This window comes from Streptomyces bungoensis (genome assembly GCF_001514215.1).
Classification (GTDB): Bacteria; Actinomycetota; Actinomycetes; order Streptomycetales; family Streptomycetaceae; genus Streptomyces; species Streptomyces bungoensis.
This window is the reverse complement of the sequence record NZ_KQ948857.1, coordinates 123341-142641: the sequence shown is the minus strand read 5'-3', so window position 1 is coordinate 142641 and position 19301 is coordinate 123341. Positions and strand designations below refer to the sequence as shown.

General features: G+C 71.3%; 15 protein-coding genes, 1 tRNA gene and 1 pseudogene. 8 read left to right on the top strand and 9 right to left on the bottom strand.

The genetic code is table 11. From position 1 onward, the window contains the following. Positions 1–9: 9 nt before the first annotated feature. The 3 genes from pdxR to AQJ66_RS16785 form a co-directional block, all read right to left on the bottom strand. Positions 10–1377 (bottom strand): MocR-like pyridoxine biosynthesis transcription factor PdxR, encoded by a 1368-nt coding sequence (gene pdxR / locus AQJ66_RS16795; protein WP_061922026.1) that lies wholly within the window; start codon positions 1375–1377, stop codon positions 10–12. A gap of 64 nt (positions 1378–1441) precedes the next feature. Then, positions 1442–2926 carry an aminopeptidase P family protein gene (locus AQJ66_RS16790; protein WP_061922023.1) on the bottom strand — a complete coding sequence of 495 codons (1485 nt, stop codon included), beginning with the start codon at positions 2924–2926 and terminating at the stop codon, positions 1442–1444. Positions 2927–3085: 159 nt separating this feature from the next. Beyond that, a complete protein-coding gene (locus AQJ66_RS16785) occupies positions 3086–4615 on the bottom strand; it encodes a SpoIIE family protein phosphatase (protein ID WP_208611385.1) in 1530 nt (509 codons plus the stop codon). Positions 4616–5098: 483 nt separating this feature from the next. Here AQJ66_RS16785 and AQJ66_RS16780 point away from each other — a divergent pair, with 483 nt between their 5' ends. Further along, positions 5099–5764, top strand: a complete 666-nt coding sequence (locus AQJ66_RS16780; protein WP_061922016.1) for a bifunctional DNA primase/polymerase — start codon at positions 5099–5101, stop codon at positions 5762–5764. Positions 5765–5820: 56 nt separating this feature from the next. Continuing rightward, entirely contained in the window at positions 5821–6429 is a 609-nt protein-coding gene (locus AQJ66_RS16775) for a hypothetical protein (protein ID WP_244162843.1), read from the top strand. A gap of 244 nt (positions 6430–6673) precedes the next feature. Here AQJ66_RS16775 and AQJ66_RS16770 read toward each other — a convergent pair whose 3' ends face one another. From AQJ66_RS16770 to AQJ66_RS16760, 3 genes are all read right to left on the bottom strand, one after another. Then, positions 6674–7636 carry a DUF5926 family protein gene (locus AQJ66_RS16770; RefSeq protein ID WP_061922014.1) on the bottom strand — a complete coding sequence of 321 codons (963 nt, stop codon included), beginning with the start codon at positions 7634–7636 and terminating at the stop codon, positions 6674–6676. A gap of 174 nt (positions 7637–7810) precedes the next feature. Continuing rightward, complete coding sequence (locus tag AQJ66_RS16765; RefSeq protein ID WP_061922557.1) at positions 7811–8449, bottom strand: ATP-binding protein; 639 nt, start codon at positions 8447–8449, stop codon at positions 7811–7813. Between the two features lie 218 nt (positions 8450–8667). Then, complete coding sequence (locus tag AQJ66_RS16760) at positions 8668–9528, bottom strand: glycerophosphodiester phosphodiesterase (RefSeq protein WP_107118954.1); 861 nt, start codon at positions 9526–9528, stop codon at positions 8668–8670. A 326-nt stretch (positions 9529–9854) separates the two neighbouring features. On the opposite strand from AQJ66_RS16760, the gene AQJ66_RS16755 reads away from it, so the two are divergent. Both AQJ66_RS16755 and AQJ66_RS16750 read left to right on the top strand, forming a co-directional pair. Then, entirely contained in the window at positions 9855–11339 is a 1485-nt protein-coding gene (locus AQJ66_RS16755; protein ID WP_061922012.1) for a trypsin-like peptidase domain-containing protein, read from the top strand. Positions 11340–11461: 122 nt separating this feature from the next. Continuing rightward, a tRNA-Ser gene (locus AQJ66_RS16750) sits at positions 11462–11548 on the top strand. A 232-nt stretch (positions 11549–11780) separates the two neighbouring features. Here the strand turns inward: AQJ66_RS16750 and AQJ66_RS16745 are convergent. Next, positions 11781–12200, bottom strand: coding sequence for a MerR family transcriptional regulator (locus AQJ66_RS16745; protein WP_208611378.1), 420 nt, complete (start codon positions 12198–12200; stop codon positions 11781–11783). A gap of 394 nt (positions 12201–12594) precedes the next feature. Between AQJ66_RS16745 and AQJ66_RS16740 the strand changes: the two genes are divergently transcribed. After that, positions 12595–14100 carry a SulP family inorganic anion transporter gene (locus tag AQJ66_RS16740; protein WP_061922010.1) on the top strand — a complete coding sequence of 502 codons (1506 nt, stop codon included), beginning with the start codon at positions 12595–12597 and terminating at the stop codon, positions 14098–14100. A 408-nt stretch (positions 14101–14508) separates the two neighbouring features. Here AQJ66_RS16740 and AQJ66_RS16735 read toward each other — a convergent pair whose 3' ends face one another. Together AQJ66_RS16735 and AQJ66_RS16730 are read right to left on the bottom strand one after the other, a co-directional pair. After that, on the bottom strand, positions 14509–14706 hold the full coding sequence (locus AQJ66_RS16735; RefSeq protein WP_061922007.1) for a hypothetical protein: 198 nt from the start codon (positions 14704–14706) through the stop codon (positions 14509–14511). Between the two features lie 118 nt (positions 14707–14824). Continuing rightward, the gene (locus AQJ66_RS16730; protein WP_079060266.1) at positions 14825–15823 is read right to left on the bottom strand and encodes an IS481 family transposase; all 999 of its coding nucleotides are present in this window, start codon (positions 15821–15823) and stop codon (positions 14825–14827) included. Between the two features lie 15 nt (positions 15824–15838). Here AQJ66_RS16730 and AQJ66_RS16725 point away from each other — a divergent pair. The 3 genes and pseudogenes from AQJ66_RS16725 to AQJ66_RS16715 form a co-directional block, all read left to right on the top strand. Beyond that, a pseudogene (locus AQJ66_RS16725) lies at positions 15839–16540 on the top strand (tyrosine-type recombinase/integrase); the annotation flags it as partial. A 624-nt stretch (positions 16541–17164) separates the two neighbouring features. Next, on the top strand, positions 17165–18388 hold the full coding sequence (locus AQJ66_RS16720; protein ID WP_061922005.1) for an ice-binding family protein: 1224 nt from the start codon (positions 17165–17167) through the stop codon (positions 18386–18388). A gap of 192 nt (positions 18389–18580) precedes the next feature. Continuing rightward, the gene (locus AQJ66_RS16715) at positions 18581–19291 is read left to right on the top strand and encodes a DUF5819 family protein (RefSeq protein ID WP_425264283.1); all 711 of its coding nucleotides are present in this window, start codon (positions 18581–18583) and stop codon (positions 19289–19291) included. Positions 19292–19301: the final 10 nt, after the last annotated feature.

Sequence of the window (19301 nt, the reverse complement as noted above, 5' to 3'; positions counted from 1 at the left end):
CTGCCCGCTTCAGGCGTCCAGCACCTTCGCCAGCACCTCCAGCGCCTCCGGGTACGCCCGCTCCCGCGGCGTGCCGTAGCCGACGACCAGGCCCTGCGGGCGGTCCTCGCCGGGTGCGTGCCAGTGGCTGCCCAGACGGCCGACGGCGAGCCCCTCGGCCTCGGCGCGGGCCAGGACGGCGTCCTCGTCGGGGACGTCGACCAGCGCGTGCAGGCCGGCCGCGACACCCCGCACCCGCCGGCGGCCGCCCAGCCGGTCCAGCAACCGGTCCCGGCGGCGCCGGTAGCGCAGCCGGCACGCGCGCACGTGGCGGTCGTAGGCGTGGCTGTCGATCAGCTCGGCGAGGGCCAGCTGGCCGATCGTCTCGGTGTGGTGGTCGCTGTGCAGCTTGGCGTCGGCGACCGCGTCGGCCAGGTGGGGCGGCAGCACCATCCAGCCGAGCCGCAGCGCGGGGCCGAGGGTCTTGGAGGCGGTGCCGAGGTAGACCACCTGGCCCGGGGCCATGCCCTGCAGTGCGCCCACCGGCTGCCGGTCGTAGCGGAACTCGCCGTCGTAGTCGTCCTCGACGACGAGCCCGCCCCGCGCGCGTGCCCAGTCGGTGAGCGCGCGGCGCCGTTCGGGGTGCAGGGTGACGCCGGTCGGGTACTGGTGCGCCGGGGTGACCACCACGGCGTCCGCCCCGCCCAGTGCCTCGGGGCGCACCCCGCGCCCGTCCACCGGCACCGGCAGCACGCTGCCGCCGCCCCGCCGCACCACCTCCCGGTGGAAGGGCAGCCCCGGGTCCTCCATGGCGACCGCGGCGCCGTCCAGCACGCGCGTGAGCAGCGCCAGTCCCTGGACGTACCCGGAGGTGATCACGATCCGCTCGGGCGGCGCGAGCACGCCGCGGGCCCGACCCAGGTAGCCCGAGAGCGCGGTGCGCAGCTCGATCCGGCCGCGCGGGTCGCCGTAGCCGTACGCCAGGGACGGCGCCGTCGCCACGGCGCGGCGCAGGGCGCGCAGCCAGGCCGCCGCCGGGAACGCGCCGACGTCCGGGCTGCCGGGGCGCAGGTCGAAACGCGGCGCACGCGCGCGTGCGCCGGTCTGCGGCGCCTCGGCGGCCGGCGAGGGCGGCAGCGGGGCCACCCGGGTGCCGGAGCCCTGGCGTGCCGTCAGGTAGCCCTCGGCCACCAGCTGGTCGTACGCCGCCTTCGCCGTGCCCCGCGACACCCCGAGTTCGGCCGCGAGGCGGCGGGTCGCCGGCAGCCGGGTGCCGGGCGTGAGCCGGCCCTCCCGCACGGCGTCCCTCAGGGCCCGCTCGAGTCCGGCCCGGCGCCCGTCCGCGGCGTCCGGCTCCAGATGCAGGTCGACGCCGACACCCGACCAGAAGTCGTCCACGGAAATTCCCCCCAGGCATGCCGACGGCCGGGCACCTCCCCGGTGCCCGGCCCTCAGTCTCGTATCAGCCCTTCAGCGACGCCATCCACGCCTCGACCTCGTCGGAGCGGCGCGGCAGGCCCGCCGAGAGGTTCCGGTTGCCGTCCTCGGTGACGAGGATGTCGTCCTCGATGCGGACGCCGATGCCCCGGTACTCCTCGGGGACCGTCAGGTCGTCGGCCTGGAAGTACAGGCCCGGCTCGACCGTGAGCACCATGCCCGGCTCCAGCGTGCCGTCCACGTACGTCTCCGTCCGGGCGGCCGCGCAGTCGTGGACGTCCAGGCCGAGCATGTGACCGGTGCCGTGGAGGGTCCAGCGGCGCTGCAGGCCCAGCTCCAGGACCCGCTCGACGGGGCCCTCGACCAGGCCCCAGGCGACGAGCCGCTCGGCGAGCACGCGCTGGGCGGCGTCGTGGAAGTCGCGGTACTTGGCGCCCGGCCTCACCGCCGCGATGCCGGCCTCCTGGGCGTCGTACACGGCGTCGTAGATCCTCTTCTGGATCTCGCTGTAGGTGCCGTTGATCGGCAGCGTGCGGGTGACGTCGGCGGTGTACAGGGTGTGCGTCTCCACGCCCGCGTCCAGCAGCAGCAGTTCGCCGGAGCGGACCGGGCCGTCGTTGCGCACCCAGTGCAGCGTGCACGCGTGCGGGCCGGCCGCGCAGATGGACCCGTAGCCGATGTCGTTGCCCTCCACGCGCGCGCGGAGGAAGAACGTGCCCTCGATGTAGCGCTCGCTCGTGGCCTCGGCCCTGTCGAGGACCTTCACCACGTCCTCGAAGCCGCGCACGGTGGAGTCGACGGCCTTCTGCAGCTCGCCGATCTCGAACGCGTCCTTGACCAGCCGCATCTCGGAGAGGAAGACGCGCAGCTCCTCGTCGCGCTCGCCGGTGACCTTGTCGGTCAGGGCGGCCTCGATGCCGGCGTCGTGGCCGCGCACGACCCGCACGGGGCCGGTGGCCTCGCGCAGGGCGTCCGGCAGTTCGCGCACGTCGGCGGCGGGGATGCCGTACAGCGTCTCGGACTCGGCGAGGGAGTGGCGGCGGCCGACCCACAGCTCGCCGTGGCCGGAGAGCCAGAACTCGCCGTTCTCCCGGTCGGAGCGGGGCAGGAGGTAGATCGTCTCCGTGTGGCCGTCCGCGGTGGGCTCCAGGACGAGGACGCCGTCCTCGGTCTGGTCGCCGGTGAGGTAGGCGTACTCGACGGAGGCGCGGAAGGGGTACTCCGTGTCGTTCGAACGGGTCTTCAGGTTGCCCGCGGGGACGACGAGCCGCTCGCCGGGGAAGCGGGCGGAGAGCGCCGCACGGCGGCGGGCGGTCTCGGCGGCCTGCGGGATCGGCGTCAGGTCGCGCAGCTCGGTGTCGGCCCAACCGGACTTCATGTTCTCGGCCAGCTCGTCGGAGACGCCCGGGTACAGGCCGTTCTTGCGCTGCTTGACGGTCTCCTCCGACTCGGTCTCGGGGCCCTCCGCGGTGGCGGAGTCGGGCACAGCCGGGTTGAGCTCGTCGGACACGTGATCCTCCTCGGTACGCAGGTGACATCTCCCCCGGGCCCGCGACGCTCCTGCTTGTGGCCGAGCGGGGACCTCCATCATCGTACGGTCGCACCGGATCCGGTCCGGGGCGGCGCCCGCTGTTATGCCCGGTCATGCCAGGTGCCGGCGCCGGTGCCCTCAGTCGAAGCGGGCCGCCAGCAGCACCACGTCCTCCGGGCCCTCCGCCGCGTCCAGGCCGTCCGGCAGGACGGTGCGCAGCACGTGGTCGGCGATCGCTCCCGGGTCGTGGCGCAGGGTGCGCGGGATGCTCGCGGCGGCCGCGTGCAGCCGGGCGAAGGCGCGGTCCAGCGGGTCGCCGGTGCGGTGCAGCAGCCCGTCGGTGTAGAGCAGGACCGTCTCGCCCGCCTCGGCCTGGATCTCCACGCTCGGCGCCTCCCAGCAGGCGAGCATCCCGAGCGGTGCGGAGACGGAGGTCTCGGCGAACTCGGTGCGCCGCTCGCCGATCAGCAGGGGCGGGCTGTGCCCGGCACCGGCCAGGGTGACCTTGCGCAGCGCGGGCTCGCAGTAGGCGAACAGGGCGGTGGCGGAGCGGGCCGGCTCGGTCAGCCGCAGCAGCAGCTCCAGGTCGGACAGGACGGCGACCGGGTCCTCGCCCTCCATCACCGCGTAGGCGCGCAGCGAGGCGCGCAGCCGGCCCATGGCGGCCACCGCGCTCGGCCCGGAGCCGGTGACCGAGCCGACGGACAGGCCGAGCGCGGCGTCGGGCAGGGGCAGCGCGTCGTACCAGTCGCCGCCGCCGCGCGGGCCGGTGCGGTGCCGGGCGGCGAGCTGGACGCCGGGCACCCGGGGCAGCCGGGACGGCAGCAGCTCCTCGGCGAGGGTCGCCGCACGCGCGCGCGTGCGCTCCACCTCCAGCAGCAGGGCGAGGTGTTCGGCGGCGTGGCGGACGTACAGGCCGGCGAGGTGGCGGCGGCGCTCGTCCGGCGCGGCGGGCTCGTCGTAGAGCCAGACGGCGGCTCCGAGGCGGCCGGCGGACTCGGTGCTCAGGGGGAGCGCGTAGCTGGCGGCGTAGCCGAGCCGGGCGGCCACCTCGCGGTGGCGGGGGTCGAGGCCGTCCTCGGCGAGCAGGTCGGGGTGGAGGATCTCGGCGGCCGCGCCCGGGTCGTAGGGCAGGGCGCCGCGTGGCACGGTCTCGAGGTGGCCGAGGTCGGCGCGGCCGAGGCCGAGGCCGGTGGTGGTGCGGGGGCCGAGCCCGTCGGCGGGTTCCAGGACCACCAGGCCGCGGCGGGCGCCGACGAGGGCGGACCCGGCGCGCAGCACCTCCTGCAGGGCGTTCTCCAGGCCGTGCGTGCAGGAGAGGCGCTCGGTGAGTTCGTGGAGGGTCGTGAGGTCCGAGACCCAGCCGGCCAGCCGGTCCTGGAGCAGGGCGCCGGGTGCGGGTCCGGTGGGGACGGGCGCGGCGGTGACGGGGGCGACGAGGCCCGGCGAGGGGCCGGCGCCCGGGACGGGGGAGGCGGGTGCGACAGTGTGGGCGGAAGGGGAAACCGAGGGATCGATTCCGGCCACTTTCGGGGGGTGCGGGGCGTTCATGGCGTCCGGCTTTCGGACCGGTGCGTATTGCTCAAAAGCATCGCAAACCCCCATGTCATTCTGCGCCGCCAGCAGTGTCTCCACATGTACACGCACTCGTGAGGGGATGTCCAGCATTGTCCTGCGGGGATTCCTGGTGTCCATGGGTCGCGTGTGGGTTTTTCCCGAAACCCTTGCCTTACTGCCAAGTTGGCTTGAAACTGCCTCGGGTAATGGTTCACTGCGGTCGACTGGCCTTGCTCCACGGAGCGTCACAGCGGTCGTGATGGGTACGTACTCGGTGAAGGCCAGGGGTGGTTGGGGGCCACCCGGAACCTGGCGACGGACCCGGGCGTCATAACCACCGACGGCCGAGCCCCATCCTCCCGTGGCGGAGGCGAAGAGAAATACGCGCGACGTAAAACGCCATACTTCGCCACCCCCACGCCGCACCCGTGCTTTTGACAGACGCACCAAGGACGCGGCCCACGCTCGACCCCCTGGGGTACCCCTTGCCGTACGCAGGGGTGTGATGCGCCAACAGGTACGCACAGTGAAGTGATCGACACATGATGTGATCCACGGTGTTGCCAGCGGTGCAACGGAAAGGAGCGAGCGCTGATGCGCGAGATCCTCGGAAGGCGACGCAGGCTCCTGTCCAAGCGGAACGACGGGAGGCCTGAGCTGATCAGCGCGGCCCTGACCTTCGCCACGGAATGGCAGTGGCCCGTACTCCCGGGCGTGGCCCCGGACCCGCAGGGGCGGGCCCGCTGCGCCTGCCCGGACCCGGAGTGCACGGTGCCCGGTGCCCACCCCTTCGACCCCGGCCTGCTCGCGGCCACCACCGATGCGCGCATGGTGCGCTGGTGGTGGACCAACCGGCCGGCCGCGCCCGTCGTGCTGGCCACCGGGGGCAGTGCGCCCTGCGCGGTCAGCCTGCCGGCGCCCGCCGCCGCCCGCGCCCTCGACCTGCTCGACCGGCGGGGCATGCGGCTCGGCCCGGTGATCGCCTCGCCGGAGCGCTGGGCGGTGCTCGTCAAGCCGTACTCCCTGGAGCAGCTCGGCGAACTGCTCTACGCCAAGGACCACGTGCCCGGCTCGCTCCGCTTCCACGGCGAGGGCGGCTATCTCGCCCTGCCCCCGTCCGAGACCGGCCAGGGCTCCGTCCGCTGGGAGCGCGCCCCGCTGCCCGGCTCGGCCGCCCCCTGGGTGCCCGACGTGGAGGCCGTGGTGGACGGCGTGGTCGACGCCCTCACTCGTACGGGTGTGAGCGCGCCCGAGTTGTAGGGCCGCCCGGCGCGGGGCCGGCCCGATGCCCGCTCACGGTCGTTATCTTCCGTGGCATGCTGCGCATCCCTGGCGGTCACCGCACCCGGACGTCGCACCGGGGCGCCCCGGACCCCGGACGGCTCCGCCTGCTCGCCCTGGTGAGTGTCGTGGCGGCCGCGGTCGCGCTGCCCTGGGCCGTGGCGTCCGCGGGGCAGGTCGGCGACTCCCCGGGGCTCGCCGAGAAGAACGGCCGGGGAACCGCCGGGGTGAAGCCGTCGGCCGCCCCGCCGTCCGGCGCCCGGCCCTCCGGCTCCCCGCTGCTGCTCGGCCTGGGCCTGGCCACCGCCGCCCGCTGCGGACCCGCCCTGTCCTCCCCGGACGGCGTCGAGGCGCAGACGTGTGTGATGGCCCAGGGCGAGGACACCTGGGCGCGCACCTACTACCGCAACGCCACCGGCGAGGCCGTGGACGCCGTGCTGAGCCTCATGGGAGCGGGCGGCCGGACCGTGCAGATCCACTGCCCCGCGGGCACCGACGACGAGCCGGCCACCTGCGAGACGCCCCGCGGGCACACCCGGGGCCCGATGGACGCCTACACGGCCGTCGCCGAGTTCTCCCGGCACGGCGGCGGGCCGCTGCTGCTGCACTCCGGCAGCAACTCCGCGCAAGAACAGGGGAGTTGACGCATCGCCTCGTCGCGTACACCGCGTCCGGGCATGGAAAGGCCCGGTTGCTGGCGACGGGGGATGCACCAGCAACCGGGCTACTGGAACGGTAACAAGAGATCGGCGGTTCGCAAATTCGATCTCGGCTATTCGGACACCGAATTCCCTGCCCCGGCGGGGAGTTGTGACAGGAGTCACCTGATTCGGGTGGATTCGTCGCGGCTGACCGACCGGTCAGCCGCGAGCCGCGCGCGAGCCTGCCTCAGCTGAGCGTGACCTGCCGGTTCGTCAGCCCGCCGCGCGCCCGGCGCTCCTCGGGCGTGAGCGGTTCGGTGACCGCGAGGGCGGCGGCGAGCCGCTCGGCGAACTCGGCGGCCGGCTTCTCCACCTCCTCGGCCGTGACCCCGCTCGGCAGGTCCCAGACCGGCACGGTGAGCCCGTGAGCACGGAAGGAACCCACCAGCCGGGTGCCCTCGCCGAGGCTGGACCGGCCCGCAGCGTGCAGCCGGGCGAGCGCGTCCAGAAGCCGCTCCTCCTCGTGCGGCATGACCCAGCGCAGGTGGTTCTTCTCCGGGGTCTCGCACCAGTACGCGGCGTCCACGCCCGACAGCTTCACCGTCGGGATGGCGGCGGCGTTGGCGCGCTCCAGGGAGGCGGTCACCTCCGGGGTGGCGTTCTCCGCGTCCGGCACCCAGAACTCGAAGCCGCTGTGCACAACTGGCTCGAAGGCGCCCTCCGGGTCGAGCAGGTCCTGCAGCCGCTGACCGTCGGCGGGGGCGCGGCGGCCCTGCACCGGCGTGCCGGGCTCGGCCGCGAGCGCGCGCCGCAGGGTGTCGGCGAGGTCGCGGCTGATGTCCCCGGAGGACGTGTCGTTCTGCAGGCCGAGCAGGACCGAGCCGTCGTCCCGGCGCAGCGCCGGCCAGGCCATCGGCAGCACCGTCGCGAGCGTGACCGAGGGAACCCCCTCCGGCAGACCGCCCTTGAGGGGCAGCTCCACCGTGGCGGCCGGCACCAGTTCGCGCAGCGCGACCCAGTCGCACTCGCCGGGCAGCCCCTCGAACGGGCGGTGCACCAGCTCGGCCACGGCCTGCGCGGCGGCCCGGCCGTGACACGCCTTGTAGCGCCGGCCGCTGCCGCAGGGGCAGGGTTCGCGGGCCCCGACGACCGGGATCTCCTCGCCGGGCTGCGGGCGCTTGGCCTTCGTCTGGGGTCGCTTCTTGGCCATCGTGGGGTCTCCCGGTTACGGCTCGTCTCGTACGGGCGGGAGCCTAGCCGCTCGTGCCACGAGCGACGGGAACCTGTGGACAACGGACACGCGGGGACGCCGGGGCGGTGCGCCGGGACGCCGGCCGGCGCGCGCACCCGCCCCGGGTCCCGCCCGGAAAGACTCGGCCGATCCTCAGCCCAGTTCGTCCAGCACGTCCGCGAGGTCCAGTCCGGCCAGGGCCGGGACCGCGGCGGACGTGACGCGCGTAGCGAAACCCCCGCGGTGACGCCCGGCATCCGGATCATGAACGTCCTCGTGGACCACGACCCAGACCGTCACCTCGCCCTGGACGTCGTCCCGCACGCCCCAGTCGTCGGCGAGCGCCGTGATGATGTTCAGCCCCCGGCCGCCGTGCGCGGTGACCGAGGGAGTGGCCGGAGCCGGGCGGGTCGGGCCGCCGCCGTCCGTCACCTCCACGACGAGCCGCCCGCGCGGGTCCACCCGCCATGCGGCCCGCACGTCGCCGTCCCCGGCCGGAGCGTCGCCCAGGGGTCGCCCGTGTTTGCAGGCATTGCTCAAAAGTTCGGAAAGGATCAGTACGGCATCGTCGATGACCGTTTCCGACACCCCACCGCTGCGCAGTTGCGCCCGCATGCGGTGCCTCGCCTTCCCCACGCCCGCAGGGCCATGGGGTACGGCCATGCACGACGACGTGGGCACCTCCTGTGCCACCACCAACGCCACCCCCGAGACCTCCTTCGCCCCACGCCACGGTGTGGATGCCCCAACGGCCTGTACCGGAAACCGGCCAATCCCCTTCCGCTGGCGCAGGGGCAACGACCGCGTACGGAGCGAACGCGCCGGAGCACTCCCTGTGACGGGCCGGTCACTGGTCTGTCATCGTGTGGCTGGATTTCGTTGGTGTGGCCGCAAGGAGGATGCGGGAACCCGGCGCCGGGGGTCAAGAGGGGCGACACGGTCCTTACGCGCCTCTTCCCGTCGGTCGCGCTGTCGACTGCTCCCCTTCCGTCCCCCTGGCGTCCCTCGTGTCAGTCCACGCGGCCGAGCTGCCGCAGTACCGCGCGCGGCCGGTTGGTGATGATGGCGTCGACGCCCAGGCCGACGCAGAGGGCGACGTCCTCGGGCTCGTTCACGGTCCAGACGTGGACCTGGTGACCGGCGTCTTTCAGCCGTTCCACATATGCCGGGTGGTTGCGCACGATGCGGATCGAGGGCCCCGCGATCCGCACGCCCGCCGGCAGCCGCCCGTCGCGCAGCCGGGGCGAGGCGAACTGCGTCAGGTGGACCGTCGGCAGCGCGGGCGCGGCCGCGTGCACGCGCTGCAGCGAGCGCGCCGAGAAGCTCATGATCCGCACCGGCGAATCGGCCGCCGACCCGGGCGCGGCCAGGCCGAAGCGCTGCAGCAGGAGCAGCAGCCGCTCCTCGACCTGCCCGGCCCAGCGCGTGGGGTGCTTGGTCTCGATGGCCAGCTCCACCCGCCGCCCGGCGTCCGCGACCAGGGACAGCAGCCGCTCCAGGGTGAGCACCGAGGTGGCCGCCGGGTCCTCCGGCGGGTGCTCCCAGTCGGGCTCCTCATCGCGTCCGCGCCAGGCCTCGCGCGTCTTCCACGACCCGAAGTCCAGGGCGGCGAGGTCGGCCAGCTCCAGGGCGGAGACCGCTCCGCGGCCGTTGGAGGTACGGTTCACACGGCGGTCGTGGACGCAGACCAGATGGCCGTCGGCGGTCAGCCGTACGTCACACTCGAGGGCGTCCGCGCCGTCCTCGATCGCCTTCCGGTACGCGGCGAGCGTGTGCTCGGGGGCGTCCTCCGAGGCTCCCCGGTGGGCGACGACCTGGAGGGCGTGCTCGGCCTGGATGGGGTGCTGTGGTGCGTGGGTCACCCACGTCATGGTGCCACCGTCGACGGGTACCCGGGGCGCCGCGGGGCGTCCGTGCGGCGGGCGGGGTACCCGTGCTGTTCCTTCGGGTAACGTTTGTCAGAAAGATCCTATATAAAGAATGGTCCCGGACCCACAGCCACCGCTTATGGTGCTCTGACGGCCCGTGGGAAAAGCTGACTGCATACAACAGGAACACCGAAACCATGCACAGCTGTACCGCGCGGGGCCCACGCCGCACGGGCGACGAACTGCACGCCGTGACGAGCGTGAGCGAGCATGAGCGAGTGTGACCGAGTGCGATCGAGGACAACAGCCGTGGATCGAGGAGAAGAGCTGTGAGCACCGAGAACGAGGGCAACGCGGTACCCCCGGCCCCGTCCGCACCTCCCGTGCCGGTGGACTCTCCCACTGCCTCCCCGCAGGGACCGGCGCCCGACGGGAGCGCGCCGACGGCACAGCTCCCGCCGGTGCCCTCCACCCCGGACCAGGGCCCGGCGCCCGCGGCGCAGGCCTCCGGCCCGGCCGGCGCGCACCAGCCCTACGGCGGGTCCGCCCCCGAGGGGCACCAGCCGTACGGCGGCCCGGCTCCCGACGGCTCCTGGCCGCCTCCGCCCCCGGGAACGGCGTCCTACGGTGACGGCGCCGGCGGCGCGGGCGGCGGCTGGGGTGCCGCGTACCAGCAGCCCGCCCCCAAGCCGCGCAACGGGCGCGGCGGGCTGGTCGCCGCCGTGCTGGTGGCCGCGCTGGTCGCGGGCGGCCTGGGCGGCGGCCTCGGCTACACGCTGGCCAAGGACAACGACAGCAGCGGCTCCACCACCGTCTCCGCCTCCGACAGCGGCGCCTCCCAGGTCAAGCGCGACCCGGGCACGATCGCCAACGTGGCCGCCCGCTCGCTGCCCAGCACGGTCACCATCGAGGCGGAGAGCACCAGCGGCGAGGGCGGCACGGGCACCGGGTTCGTCTTCGACACCCAGGGCCACATCGTCACCAACAACCACGTGGTGGCCGACGCGGTCGACGGCGGCAAGCTCACGGCCACCTTCCCAAACGGCAAGAAGTACGACGCCGAGATCGTCGGCCACGCGCAGGGCTACGACGTCGCCGTCATCAAGCTCAAGAACGCCCCGTCGGACCTCAAGCCGCTCGCCCTCGGCGACTCCGACAAGGTGGCCGTGGGTGACGAGACGATCGCCATCGGCGCCCCCTTCGGGCTGTCCAACACCGTCACCACGGGCATCATCAGCGCCAAGAACCGTCCCGTGGCCTCCAGCGACGGCAGCTCCAGCAGCAAGGCGTCCTACATGAGCGCCCTGCAGACCGACGCGTCGATCAACCCCGGCAACTCGGGCGGCCCGCTGCTGGACGCCGCCGGCGCGGTGATCGGCATCAACTCGGCGATCCAGTCCACCGGCAGCGGCGGCTTCGGCTCGGGCCAGTCCGGGTCGATCGGCCTCGGCTTCGCCATCCCGATCAACCAGGCGAAGTACGTCGCCCAGCAGCTGATCAAGACGGGCAAGCCGGTGTACGCCAAGATCGGGGCGTCCGTCTCGCTGGAGGACACCACCTCGGGCGCCAAGATCACCGACACGGGCGCGGCCGGCGCCTCCGCGGTCGAGTCGGGCGGCCCGGCCGACAAGGCGGGCCTCAAGCCCGGCGACGTCATCACCAAGCTCGACGACTCGGTGATCGACAGCGGGCCCACCCTGATCGGTGAGATCTGGACCCACAAGCCCGGCGACAAGGTCACGATCACCTACAAGCGCGGCGGCCAGGAGCACACGGTCACCCTCACCCTGGGCGCCCGCGCGGGCGACAGCTGACCGGCACACCCACGGCAAGGGGTGCCTCCGGCGGGGGCACCCCCGACGGCCGGACCGCGCCCCACGACCGGGCACCGTCCCGGTAATGTGTACGCGCGCCGCCCCTCTCGGGCGGGCAGCGGGGAGGCGTGCCCGAGCGGCCTAAGGGAACGGTCTTGAAAACCGTCGTGGCAGCGATGTCACCGTGGGTTCAAATCCCACCGCCTCCGCGTGGTGAGCAGTGAGAACGGCCCCTGACCCGGGTGTTGGTCGGGGGTCGTTTCGCTTGCCCGGACTCCTGGACTTCCCGCCGTTCTCCGCGGTTCCCCGCTTGATCGGGCACGGATAGGGCACGGTCGCGGCGACGATTGGAGCAACCACCCCTGGAGTGTCTTGCCTGTAGTACGTAAGTCGGGAGAGGCGCCCAAGGAGAACACAGAAGCGCTCTGAACTGCCGCTTTCTCACCTCGCCGGGCTAGAGGTGGTCACTTTCCCCTCCAGTCGGGCGCCCAGGGTGGCAGCGAAGTCCTCGGCGCGGGCCAGCTGTCCCCTCAGCTTCTCCACTTGCTCGGCAGCAGCTTGCTGGTAGGTCCGCACGCACTCCAGGAGGGCTTCGCGCTCGTCGGCGTCGAGCGCGTCGTCGCCGTCGAGGCGGTCGGTGGCGTCCAGCAGGTCGCGCATCTGTTCCAGGGTGAAGCCCAGCGGCTTCATTCGGCGGATCACCATGAGCCGGGCGACGTCGCTCTCGGTGTAGAGGCGAAAGCCGCCCTGGGAGCGGGCGGAGGGGATGACCAGACCGGTTTCCTCGTAGTGCCGGATGGTGCGCAGGGACAGTTCCGTCCGCGCGGCGACCTCGCCGATCTGCATGTGCTTGTCGTCCACGCCCTTGCTCCTGACACTTCCCGTCGTGGCGAGCCGCGTCCCGTGCGACCACACCGACCACTACTCTAACGTTAGGGTAGAGTTCAGAGAGGTGAGGGTGGTTCGACTGCCCCGCCACTGCCGTTCCGGGGCCGATGACGCCCCCGGCGAAGATCCGATTCTTGCAGGAGTAGAGCGTGCGCGAGCCCTTGACGCCGATCGCCGCCGCCTGCCCGCCGTGACTCTTCGCCCCCGGATGTGAGCCGTCCGGCCGTCAGTGCGCGCCCATCCGCCTCGCGTCCCCTTTCGACTTCCGGCCCGCTCTTGGGCTATCCGCGGGGAGCCGACTTGGCCCCTGCGCGTCCTCTCCGCACGCCCCGAGGGGTGTGCCCGAGCACGACAGGTACGCATCTCCTTGTCTTCTGCTGCTGTCACTCCCGCCGTGCGGCTGCGCGGTCTCAAGCCTGACTGGATCTCCGACCCGAAGGTCTGGCGCACCGAGGTCCTGGCCGGCCTCGTCGTCGCCCTGGCCCTGATCCCTGAGGCGATCTCGTTTTCGATCATCGCCGGGGTCGACCCGGCGGTCGGCCTGTTCGCCTCGTTCACCATGGCCGTGACGATCTCGATCGTCGGCGGCCGCCGCGCCATGATCTCCGCCGCGACCGGAGCGGTCGCCCTCGTGATCGCGCCCCTGAACCGGGAGCATGGCTTCGGCTACCTGGTCGCCGCCGTCATCCTGGCCGGCGTCTTCCAGGTCGTCCTCGGCGCGGTCGGGGTGGCCAAGCTGATGCGGTTTGTGCCGCGCTCGGTGATGGTCGGCTTCGTCAACGCCCTGGCGGTTCTCATCTTCATGGCCCAGGTGCCGGAGATGCATGATGTGCCCTGGGCCGTCTATCCGCTGATCCTCGGCGGCCTGGCGCTGATGGTGCTCTTCCCGAAGGTCACCACGGTGATCCCGGCCCCGCTCGTCTCGATCATCATCCTCACCGTCATCACGGTGGCCGCCGGCATCGCGGTGCCGACCGTGGGCGACAAGGGCAAGCTGCCGTCCTCGCTGCCGGTGCCGGGTCTGCCGGACGTACCGTTCACCCTGGACACCCTGACCACCATCGCCCCCTACGCCCTGGCGATGGCGCTGGTCGGCCTGATGGAGTCCCTGATGACGGCCAAACTGGTCGACGACATCACCGACACCCACTCGTCCAAGAGCCGTGAGTCCATCGGGCAGGGCATCGCCAACATCGTCACCGGCTTCTTCGGCGGCATGGGTGGCTGCGCCATGATCGGTCAGACGATGATCAACGTGAGGGTCTCCGGTGCCCGCACCCGCCTCTCCACGTTCCTCGCCGGCACGTTCCTCATGGTGCTGTGCGTCGTCTTCGGCCCGGTCGTCTCCGACATTCCCATGGCCGCCCTGGTCGCCGTCATGGTCATGGTCGCCTTCGGCACCTTCGACTGGCACTCCATCGCCCCCAAGACCCTCAAGCGGATGCCCGCCGGGGAGATCACCGTCATGGTCATCACCGTGATCGTCGTGGTCGCCACCTCCAACCTGGCCATCGGCGTCGTCGTCGGCTCCCTCACCGCCATGGTCATCTTCGCCAAGCGCGTCGCCCACCTCGCCCACGTCACCGCCGTCACCGACCCCGACGGCACCAGCGTGGTGTACTCCGTGACCGGCGAACTGTTCTTCGCCTCCTCCAACGACCTCGTCGGCCAGTTCAACTACGCCACCGACCCGGACAAGGTCGTCATCGACATGTCCGCCGCGCACATCTGGGACGCCTCCTCCGTGGCTGCCCTGGACGCCATCGAGACCAAGTACGGCCAGCGCGGCAAGACGGTCGAGATAATCGGACTGAACAACCCCAGTGCCGACCTCCACGGCAAGCTCAGCGGCGAACTCGCCGGCAGCCACTGACGCGCGTCTCAGACGCCTACGAGGACCCCGGCACCGACTGCCGGGGTCCTCCATCGTTTAGGGCGACACTCCGTCGGCGTGACTGGCTTGAGCCTCATCCTTATCAGGTCGATCACAGGGGATTGGAGTTCTCGGTCAACCGGCCGTGGTCCGCGAGGGATCGTCCGCCGGGGTTCGGCGCTGACCGCCCGTGTACGGGGCTGTTGGTGTCAGGCGTGGGTGTCAGGAAAAGGGGCGGACTTGACAAGTTCGCCGTCGCCGCTCGAACGGTCGCATGCCCCCGACTCTGTGGCTGCCCGGTGTTCCCCGTGGCTTACCGCTCGGTCGGGCACGGCTGGGGCACGGGGGCTGATCCGTAGCTCTACACAGATCGGTCTCATCAGCCAGTCAAAGCGGGTTCCGCTGCACTCAGGGCTGCTTAGGTGGCAACGACTTATCCGGCGTCGAGGAACGATTCGCCGTCCCCTTGAAGCACCCGTAAAAACAGCCGTAGGCAAACAGCGCCAGCACCGCGGCCGAGGGCGCGTAGGTGAGGCCCATGCCGAACAGGCAGGCCAAAGACAGGCTGCTCAACACCAAGCCGAGCAGGCCCAAGAACACCCTCAACAGTTCGCTCCTTCCGGCCAGCGCGAGGGTAGCGCTGGCCTCGGGCGGGCGGAAGACCCAAGAGAGCGGATCAGAACCCTGAACCTGCCCACCCACCTGTGCCACTGACGAAGATCGATTACGTCTGGGTCGTGGTCTTCTGCTTGAGCCGTTCGTAGGGTGTCTGGCCGCCGAGGCCGCCGTGGGGGCGATGGTAGTTGTAGTAGTCCTCCCACTCACGCAGCTTGTCGTTGAAGACCTCGGCGTCGTCGATGACGACGCCGTCCAGGAGCCGGTAGAACTCCTCGGCGTCGATGCGGTGGGAGCGTTCGACCTTCCCGTTCAGCCGCGGCGTGCGGGGCTTGATGTAGGTGTGGGCGATGCCCTTGTCGAGCACGTGCCAGTGGAAGGCGGACTGGAACTCGGCGCCGTTGTCGGTCTGGATGACTTCGACCTGGAACGGCAGGCGTTGGATGACGTAGTCGAGGAACTGGATGGCGGTGTTCTGGTTCAGCGTCGGGTAGATGCGCAGGACCCGCAGCCGGGTGCAGTCGTCGATGGCGGTGAACTGGTAGTACTTGTTGCGGCCGCCGCGGCGGCCCTGTGGCATCGAGGCGAGGGGCTCTATGAACTTCACGTCGATCTGCACCCGGTGGCCGGGCAGCTGCTTCTCGTACCGTTTCCATCTGCGGTCGTGGCGCTTGTAGTGCTGGGAGGCCGGCAGGCGGCCCATGTCCAAGCGATCGAGGATGCGCCACACGCCCGACTTGCTGATGGTGACGTCGTGGTACCGCTTGAGGTACATGGCGATCTTCTCGGGGCCGAAGTGGTAGTTCTGCCGCAGGTAGATGATCTTCCCGACCACTTCGACGTGGGTCGCGTTCGGGGACGTCTTCGGGGCCTTGGAGCGGGTGCGCAGGCCCTCGATGCCCTCGGCCTGGTAGCGGCGGTACCAGGTGTAGTACGCCTGCCGGCTGATCCCGAAGTACCGGCAGGACATCGCGACGTTCCCGCTGACCTCTTCGACGTGGCGTATGACGGCCAGGCGCCGCTTGGCCTCACGGTCAAGCGGCGGGGCGGTGGGGGGGACTTCGGCATGGGCATCTCCGTAGTGATCGGAGACCCAGGTGTCAACGATGATCGTCAGTTTTAGACTCCGTGCCGTGGCGTGCGGCTGCCGCGTATGCCGCAGACTGAGCCGCACATCGTCACGCCGCTCGAAGCCTCGCGCATCGTGGGGCATGCCGAGAAGCCGCACGACCTGCTGACTGCGCTGCTTGCCTTCGCAGGCCTCCGTGTCGGCGAAGCGTTTGCCCTGCGGCGCTCCGACGTCGACTTGGCCGGCTGCTTGCTCCTGGTGGACGAGAACCTGGCCGAAGCGAACGGCGCCCTGGTCTTCGACACCCCGAAGTCGCACCAGAAGCGAGTCTTGCGGCTGGCACCCTCGCTGGCCAAGAGGCTCGGGGCCTACCTCGACCAGCTGCCCGGTGGGGACGACGCGCTGTTGTTCACCATGGCCGCGGGCAAGCCGCTGCGCTACAACCAGTGGCGCAAGGCCTTCTTCGACCCTGCGGTCTCTGTGGCCGGGCTCACCGACGTGACGCCGCACGACCTTCGGGCCTCGCACGGAACGTGGGTCGCCGACCGGTACGGCGTCATGACCGCCGCACACCGGCTCGGGCACTCGAACGCGAGCGTGACGACCCTGCACTACGCCCGCCCGGTCGCCGGCCGCGACGCCCAGGTGGCCGAGGCCTCCGACGCATGGTTCAGCGGGCACGACGACGCCCCTGGGGCACGTAGGGGGCACGATGACGACGGTGACGGCTCGGTGGGCGCGGTCGTAAGCGTCTGACCTGCGGCGGAACGGCTGACGTCCGCGACCGCAGAAAGGTCTTGAAAACCGTCGTGGCAGCGATGTCACCGTGGGTTCAAATCCCACCGCCTCCGCAGGTCATGACGTGCTGGTCGGAAGGGGTGCCCCTCAGCGAGGGGCACCCCTTCCGCCTGAGTGGGGGTGCCTCACCCCGATGATCGAGGCCAAGGCGGCACAGGGACGACCGTAGCCGGGCGGCGTTGCGGTACCGGTCCGACGCCGTCGCGGAGCAGGCGTCCCTGACGCGGGTGTGCGCCGTATCAGGCTCCCAGCGCGTTCCCTCCTGAATACGAGGGATTCCCGCTCCTCTTCGGCATCTTTCCGAGAAGCTGAGTGCCGCTGGAACCGAAGACGCCTCTCCCGGAGCCCGGTCCTCTTTGGTGATGTGGTTCTCACCCGTCCGGGCGGGCAATTGACGCCATCCGGCCCACTAAGCATTTCTATGATTTCCGCGATTCGCTCGTCAGGTGCGGCGAAACCACTCAAATGAACCGTAACCCGATCCGTGGTTCTGATTAATATTCCAGCGACAGAAACCCGGCGATTCTGTGCGGCTGAGAACCGCCGAATACGTCACCACCCCTCACAGGAGTTGGCCCCTCCATGACGCTGAATATTCCTGTCGCGCCGCTACGACGCACGTTGACGGTCTGGATCGCGGCGGTACTGACCGTGGTGATCGCCGCCGTCGTAGTCGCTGTGACGCCGACGCAGGCAAACGCCATCGCCACACCTGTGCCTCTGGGTACGGCGGACAGCTTTGCGGTACTGGCCGGTTCGGCCGTCACCAACACCGGTCCCTCGGTGGTCACCGGTGATCTCGGAGTGAGTCCGGGGACGTCCATCACCGGCTTCCCACCCGGCCTGGTGAACGGGGCGCAGCATTCTGCGGACGCCGTGGCCGCCCAGGCCCAGACCGACCTGGTCACGGCGTACAACGACGCTGCCGGACAGGCCACCAACGGTGCCCTTCCTGCGGACGCTGGTGGCCTGACGCTGGTTCCGGGCGTCTACACCGCTTCCTCCGCTCTCGGGCTCACCGGCACCCTCACCCTGGACGCCCAGGGGGACCCCAACGCCGTCTGGGTGTTCCAGGTCGGTTCGGGCCTGACGACGGCGTCTGCCAGCCGGGTGCTCCTCGTCAACGGTGCCTCGCCGTGCAATGTGTTCTGGAAGATCGGCAGTTCGGCCACCCTCGGCACCGACTCCACCTTCGTGGGAAACATCCTGGCCCTGACGTCGATCACTGCCACGACGGGCGCGACCATCGACGGGCGGGCGTTGGCCCGTAACGGTGCCGTGACGCTGGACACCAACACGATCACCCGGCCGCAGTGCGCGGGAGGCACCACTGGTGGGACTACCGGTGGCACCACGACGGCCGGGACCACGGGAACCACGACGGCCGGGACGACCGGCGGGACCACGGGTACCACGACCGCCGGCACCACGGGTGGGACCACGGGTACCACGACCGCCGGCACCACGGGTGGGACCACGGGTACCACGACCGCCGGGACGACCGGTGGGACCACGGGCACCACGACCGCCGGCACCACGGGCGGGACCACGGGTACCACGACCGCCGGGACGACCGGTGGGACTACGGGTACCACGACCGCCGGCACCACGGGCGGGACTACGGGTACCACGACCGCCGGCACCACCGGTGGGACCACGACCGGTGGCACCACTGGTGGCAACGGCCATGGCTGCAAGCCCGGTAAGCCTGGCAAGCCCGGCGACTACGGCGACCAGTCCGGCAAGCCCGGCGACTACGGCGACCAGTCCGGCACGGGCTACGGCTACGACTGTGATCTTTCCTAGCGCGATCGTCAGCGCGGCCCGCAGCGATTCCCGCGCGTCCTCGGGAATTGCGACGCCGTAGTAGGACGGATGACGTGCGGCGCCGATCGTCACTGATTTCGCCGCACGTCGCCGGCCGGACCTCAGGAGAACCAGGTGAGAGAACTCGGGCCGAAAGAGCCGGATCGGACCGTGCGGGGTGCCGTCGCATCAGTGGATTCCGACGAATTCGACCGGACCGGTGCTGGGAGAGCGGCACAGAACGGGTGCGGCAGATTCCTTTCCGGCGCAGCACCTTCGGGGCCGCCGGTCGCCGTGAAGGCCGGTGTGCAAGTCGCCGTGGTCCTGTGCCTGGCGACGGTCCTGGTGCACGTGCTCCTGGTATTCCTTGAGGTGGCACCCCCCAATCCCATTTCCCGGCAGTACAGCCGGCAGGTCAACGCCTGGGTCTTTCCCTTGTTCGAGCAGAACTGGCGGCTCTTCGCTCCGGACCCGGAGTCGGTCAACCGGCAGATCTCGGCGCGGACCATGCACACCGCTGCGGACGGCACCGTCCAGGTCAGCGGCTGGTTCGACCTGACCGCCGTCGACACGGCCGCGGTGAGACACGAGCCCTTCCCGAGCCACACAGCGCAGAACATGCTGCGCCGGGCTTGGACTTCCTACCTTGAGACGCACGGCGGTGACGACCGGCAGCGCTCGCAGCGCGCTCTGATGATCCAGCGGTATCTGCGCAACATCGCGGTGGATCGTGTCGCCGCCCGTCGCCACGGCGCATTCGAGTCCATCCAGCTTCGAGTGATCACCCTGCCCATCGCCGCGCCGCCCGCAGCGGACGGCCCCGGTCACGTCGCGGCCGCACCGAGGTCCGCCGACACCCGGTACCTGCCCTGGTGGAAGGTGGCCCGCCGTGCATCGGACTGAGCAGACATCG